The following is a 4,979-nucleotide window of genomic DNA, read 5'->3' as shown; positions in this document are numbered from 1 at the left end:
TTAGACAAACGCTGCAAAGAATCCTGGGTAAACGCAATCATCACCCACCAATCCATTAAGCTTCAGAAAGTTGACAACCAAGCCGTCGCCCAAGCCGAACTCGACAACTACATCGCCGACCAAGCCCAAGTTGTAGCTCCCGAACCCCTCACAATAGTCGAAATCTCTTTTGACCATCACGAATATTACGCTGATGACAAACTGGTAGCCAGCATTAGCTATGACGACAACCACCTAACCCAACGCTGGGTAGTAATGGTCAACGATAAAGAAGTATTTCGTGCCAACACCGTAATGCGCTGTCATCGCTTCATCTGCACTCACTACAAAGATGGGACACTACCAGTGCAAGAAGAAGCAGAGGTGCAGGGGAGCAGGGGTGCAGAGGGGAAAAACTTACAACAACTTTCTCCTCTGCCCCTCTGCGCCTCTGCCCCCACGCCTTCCTCTTCTACTGAAAACCAAATCATGGCGCATATCTTCAACGAGTGCCAGAGTTATGGGTTTGAAATTCTTGATGATGGCATTTACAACAACGGCGTGAAACTGGGGCAAGTCGGATGCACTGACCGTAACTGGTGGGTGAAGAGGAGTTATTCAAGCCAGCAGCAGTATTCTAACTCCGTGTTTGATGCTGTGCGCTCATTGTCGATGTTGGATACCGTACCCCATGCAGAAGCGCCTGACTGTGAAGAATTGCTAGACCGCCCATGTGAGATGTTGACTGCCCTTGACTGGGAAATGTTACGGGAGTATGCACCAGTTACAGAAAGTCGGGAATTAGTGGCGGCGTAATTCTCGCACAGACGAGAGCGATCGCTCTACATCTACAGGTAGCGATCGCTCATCAACTACTCCTTTATTCACCAATCCCTAATTAAATCAATGCAACCGATAATATCCATTCCCAAACACTGGGACTACCCTCGCTTTGCTTTGGAACAGCGTACAAACCAGGGCATTGTTCTGGGGCTTCACTACTATCCTTCTGGTACAGAATTAGCTGAACAATTTGATGAAGGATGGCGTTATGTATTGATGCCTAACAAGAATTCTGATGAGATATCGTACTTGCAAGAGAATCAAATCCAACCGCTCTCCCCACAGGAATTGTTCACACAAATTACCGCAGAAATTGAATTCTATCAGCGTCAAATATCTATCTTGCAACAACAGTTAGCCTTAGTAACTGGAGGTTTCACAAATGCCTAAAACGGTTGACAACAGCTTTGACCGTAGAGCAAATCATTTGCTGCGTTCGATTCGGCTTTGTGGTGGTTGTGTGCCTCTGCATCAGCTGCAATTCCAATTTTCCGATTCAGTCATTCAAACTCTGCTGGATAAAGAACTGGTGCAAGTGCAGAACACGGGACGCGGCTTTTTGTTGGAGATTGCCGAGGATTTTAACTCTTAATCGAAGAGGAAGCAATTATGAAACTTTACGTTAAGACGATTCCACACACATTACCAGATTCGGCAACTGTCGTTACAAAGAGCGCAGATTTGATTGAGATTGAAATTAACGATGAACACCCGAATTTTCAATTTTTACTTGAAGAGTTAGAAACCGAGATTGAGCCAGGAACAATAGGAGTCAAAGCTGAGGATTTATGTTCACGGCTTGGTATTGAAATGTCTAACCCCAATCTCTACCAGTTAGTTGAACAAGCTCAAACCCTGATATCCCTTATTGCTACGCACCCAGACTACAAACAACTACTGGAATTAGGATATCAACCTGATTTAAACATTGCGGATGCTAGCACTGCACTCACCTATTTGCAATGGGAACTAGAGCGTAATCGAGAACTTTCAATTTAATACAAAAGCGTTCACCTGAATGAGTGCCTCTTATTCAAGTGAACGCACGGAAGTTCTTCTCCCGCTATAGAATTCCCATTATTGCATACAGAACACCCATCAATAAAACTTTAACCGAGGTGAACATGGTTACTGAAATTAAACTAGGTTTATGCAACCCTCCAGAACCCATCTATTTATTTGTCAATCAGGGAGAAGTAGACGGGGAATCATTCGTTTGGTATAAGTTTAATATCAGCCAGGATAAGAAAATCCCTGTTACCCAAAGGGCATTAACTGGGTATCTGTCAGAACTGCGATTGACTACTAAAGAATTCAAAGGCAAGGACAATTTGAAGCTGGATATTGTTATCAGTGCCGATGAGCTTTATATTGTCAGAACTGGTATTGAAACAAACTTTGCTAAAAGCTTTCTTCTGGCTGCATCATTAATCCAAGATTTTTCTAAGCCACTAATTATCGTTGCTAATGCTGGCGACGAAAACACAGTTTTCTGCAATCTTTACGATGCTGCAAGTAAAACCAAGATTTACAGGGAATGGAGTAGAGATTTGGATTGGGCAACTATCATTCGTGACATTCAATCTTTATTGGGTAAAACTTCAAACTCGATTCCCGAACCCCCACTGACTCCACCAAAACTTAGTGTAGTTCCTCAATCAGTACACCCACAAGATTTGCGAGTTAAAAATATTCGCACCTTGCTTGATTATCCCCTTGATTTGGTCAGAGAGTGGTTGCAATTTCAGGATGTTGACCGCCCAAGTTTACTTGATATTAGCCAAATTAATGAACTAATCAAAACCATGTGTTTGGCTTGGGCAGCAGGCAAGTGTGACCATCCCAATCATGCTGAGTCTTTGTATCAAAATCAAGTTGTTGATGCTGTTGTTAGCGGTGCTGATGAGTTAACGGTAATCAACGGATAGATGCAACAGTTGCAAACTGCAAAAGCCGGAGCAGTGTAAATCAGAAGTGAGGATTCAGAATATTTTTACTTCTGAATTCTCAATTAATCAAATAGGAATTACCCATGAAAGTCATCGTTACAGTCGTGGAAAAAATCATCAGTGAAGCTCACATCGATATCCCTGATGGGCTGAATCAATCCGCAATCAAGCAACACATAGTAGACCGTTACAACACTGGAGAGATGTCCACTGATATGAACATCTTTCAAGTGGACTTTGAATCAATCAGCGCTTAAATTGTCAAAGATCATTCTACTAAATCTGCATAAACAAGGGAGCTAATCAGATGCATACAAAATGGACTGATGAAGAACTCGCAATCATTGAAGCTAAAGCTGAACTTTATACCCCAAAACAAATAGCCTCAATCTTAAAAAGACATGGGTATTTCCGCACTCCAATTGCTATCGCTACTAAGCTTTGGGCTTTAGGTTATTCTACAAGCCCCTTTCTCGATAACTATAGTAGTGCTGAAATCGCCCGTGTTCTGTGTGTCCATTCCACCACCGTTTCTGGCTGGGTGCGCCGTGGTTGGTTGAAAACTAGCCGTTGTTCTTCTAAGCGCTATCAAGTCCGTAGATGGCATCTCAAAAACTTTTTTGACAATCCACCACAGCATTTAAAAAAGCGTATTGCCTCTATTGATGCCGAAGCTATTAATTATTTATTGGGGAGAAAAGCATGATTGACAATGTTAACGCACTCTTAACGAGTTGGTATATCTCTCCGCCTTGGGGTCGAACAATTCCACCTGTTGAGGTGAATTTACTGGAGAAAGTTTACTTGAGAACCATGAGAACATTTGGTTATTGCTGTGGGATGCAATGGAAGCATGAATCCTGGATTTATTCAGTGGATTGCGGTAAAGAAATCCTTCACGCTACACAAAACCAAATCATCGCAACTGGAGAATTAGAAGCCATCAAAGTGCAAAAACCTGCTTTTGTTCTGGGCGAAAGAGTAATGCTCTGTTCTCACGATCAGGGAACAAAGCAACGGTTGATTTTGGGGGTTGGGCTTGTGAATAACTCTTGGTTTTACGTCGTCGAATTGGTGTCGCCAACCTTAACTCAATCACGAACTATATCTAATCGTTTCTCACTCGTTGGTGAAAAAAGTTTGGTGCGCGTGAATGCTTGAGTTTCTTAGATTGCAATTCCTCTTTCTTCACTGTTTGACCAATAACCAGGGAGTTGATTATGTTGATACACAAATGGCGTGACTCAGATATTAACCAAATGCCAGAAGTTGGGCAGCTAGGCAAATACAGCATTCCCCTTGGGTATGTGAATGCAACTCAGATGTGCCATGCAAATAATAAGTCTTGGGGGCATTACAAAGAAAGGAAGTCCACAAAAGCTTACTGGACAGCACTTTCAAACGACATCGGAATCCCGATATCGTCTCTTGTCATCGAAGTTGATGGCTATGGCAGTTCTCAAGGTACTTGGATTCATCCAGAAATCGCAATTGATTTAGCGCAGTGGGTTTCTGTCGAGTTCCGCATCTGGGCCAACAGAACTTTAATGAAAGTGATGATTTTTCAAGAGCCTGTACAACAGCAGTCAATGACTCAAGTACAGTTACTTGCAGCTTTAGTACAACAGATGGCACAGCAAGAACAGCATTTACTTCAACAACAACAGCAGCAGACTGAAATTTTACATCGGCTTAAAGCGGTTGAAGTTGAGCAAGACAGAGTAAATACACCATGCGGCCATAAATATAGTGTTGTTGGTTTCGCTAATCTTCAAGGTTTAGAAATATCGGTTAAAGAAGCTGGTACTAAAGGTAGAAAAGCCAGTGCATTGTGCCGAAAAGAAGGAATAGAAATAGAACGCATTCACGACCCCCGTTTTGGAAAAGTCGGTTTATATCCAGAAAGTATTTTGGTTGAGGTTTTTAAAGCCGAACACAACTAATAGCAGTTTCAAAATTTGAGAGAAATACCATGCAACAGCTAAATTTATTCGCTGAATCAACCCCAGTTTTACCAGTCACCTATTACCCCGATTTCTTAAGCCTTGAACAAGCTAATGAACTCTACCAACACTGTTTGAAACTGGAGTGGCAACAGAATCAAATCAGAATGTTGGGTAAAACAATCCCCGTCCCGCGCCTTGAGTGCATTTATGGTGATGCCGGGTGTGATTACCTTTACTCGAACAGCGTGTTTTTGAAACCCCT

The 4,979-nt window shown here is 42.5% G+C and carries 9 protein-coding genes and 1 pseudogene; all 10 read left to right on the top strand.

All coding sequences use genetic code 11. The features are described 5' to 3' along the window. The coding region (locus H6G97_RS45375; RefSeq protein WP_199350119.1) for a hypothetical protein at positions 1-795 on the top strand (795 nt) is incomplete at its 5' end. 90 nt (positions 796-885) lie between these two features. Then, on the top strand, positions 886-1,212 hold the full coding sequence (locus tag H6G97_RS45370) for a hypothetical protein (RefSeq protein ID WP_190946984.1): 327 nt from the start codon (positions 886-888) through the stop codon (positions 1,210-1,212). Then, on the top strand, positions 1,205-1,414 hold the full coding sequence (locus tag H6G97_RS45365; RefSeq protein WP_190946983.1) for a hypothetical protein: 210 nt from the start codon (positions 1,205-1,207) through the stop codon (positions 1,412-1,414). Before H6G97_RS45370 ends, H6G97_RS45365 begins: the two co-directional genes overlap by 8 nt. 17 nt (positions 1,415-1,431) lie before the next feature. Continuing rightward, the gene (locus H6G97_RS54175; RefSeq protein WP_242056064.1) at positions 1,432-1,821 is read left to right on the top strand and encodes a hypothetical protein; all 390 of its coding nucleotides are present in this window, start codon (positions 1,432-1,434) and stop codon (positions 1,819-1,821) included. Positions 1,822-1,946: 125 nt separating this feature from the next. After that, positions 1,947-2,750, top strand: coding sequence for a hypothetical protein (locus H6G97_RS45355; RefSeq protein WP_190946982.1), 804 nt, complete (start codon positions 1,947-1,949; stop codon positions 2,748-2,750). 104 nt (positions 2,751-2,854) lie between these two features. Continuing rightward, positions 2,855-3,028, top strand: coding sequence for a hypothetical protein (locus H6G97_RS45350; RefSeq protein WP_190946981.1), 174 nt, complete (start codon positions 2,855-2,857; stop codon positions 3,026-3,028). Positions 3,029-3,078: 50 nt separating this feature from the next. After that, the gene (locus H6G97_RS45345; RefSeq protein ID WP_190946980.1) at positions 3,079-3,477 is read left to right on the top strand and encodes a MerR family transcriptional regulator; all 399 of its coding nucleotides are present in this window, start codon (positions 3,079-3,081) and stop codon (positions 3,475-3,477) included. Next, entirely contained in the window at positions 3,474-3,932 is a 459-nt protein-coding gene (locus H6G97_RS45340; protein WP_190946979.1) for a DUF1392 domain-containing protein, read from the top strand. Before H6G97_RS45345 ends, H6G97_RS45340 begins: the two co-directional genes overlap by 4 nt. A gap of 59 nt (positions 3,933-3,991) precedes the next feature. After that, positions 3,992-4,714, top strand: a complete 723-nt coding sequence (locus tag H6G97_RS45335; RefSeq protein ID WP_190946978.1) for a KilA-N domain-containing protein — start codon at positions 3,992-3,994, stop codon at positions 4,712-4,714. 29 nt (positions 4,715-4,743) lie between these two features. Beyond that, positions 4,744-4,979 (top strand): annotated as a pseudogene (locus H6G97_RS45330) (alpha-ketoglutarate-dependent dioxygenase AlkB); the annotation flags it as partial.

The sequence above is a fragment of the Nostoc flagelliforme FACHB-838 genome (genome assembly GCF_014698065.1).
In the GTDB taxonomy this organism is placed as follows: Bacteria; Cyanobacteriota; Cyanobacteriia; order Cyanobacteriales; family Nostocaceae; genus Nostoc; species Nostoc flagelliforme_B.
The sequence above is the reverse complement of the archived record's forward strand: the minus strand, read 5'-3'. Positions and strand labels throughout refer to the sequence as shown.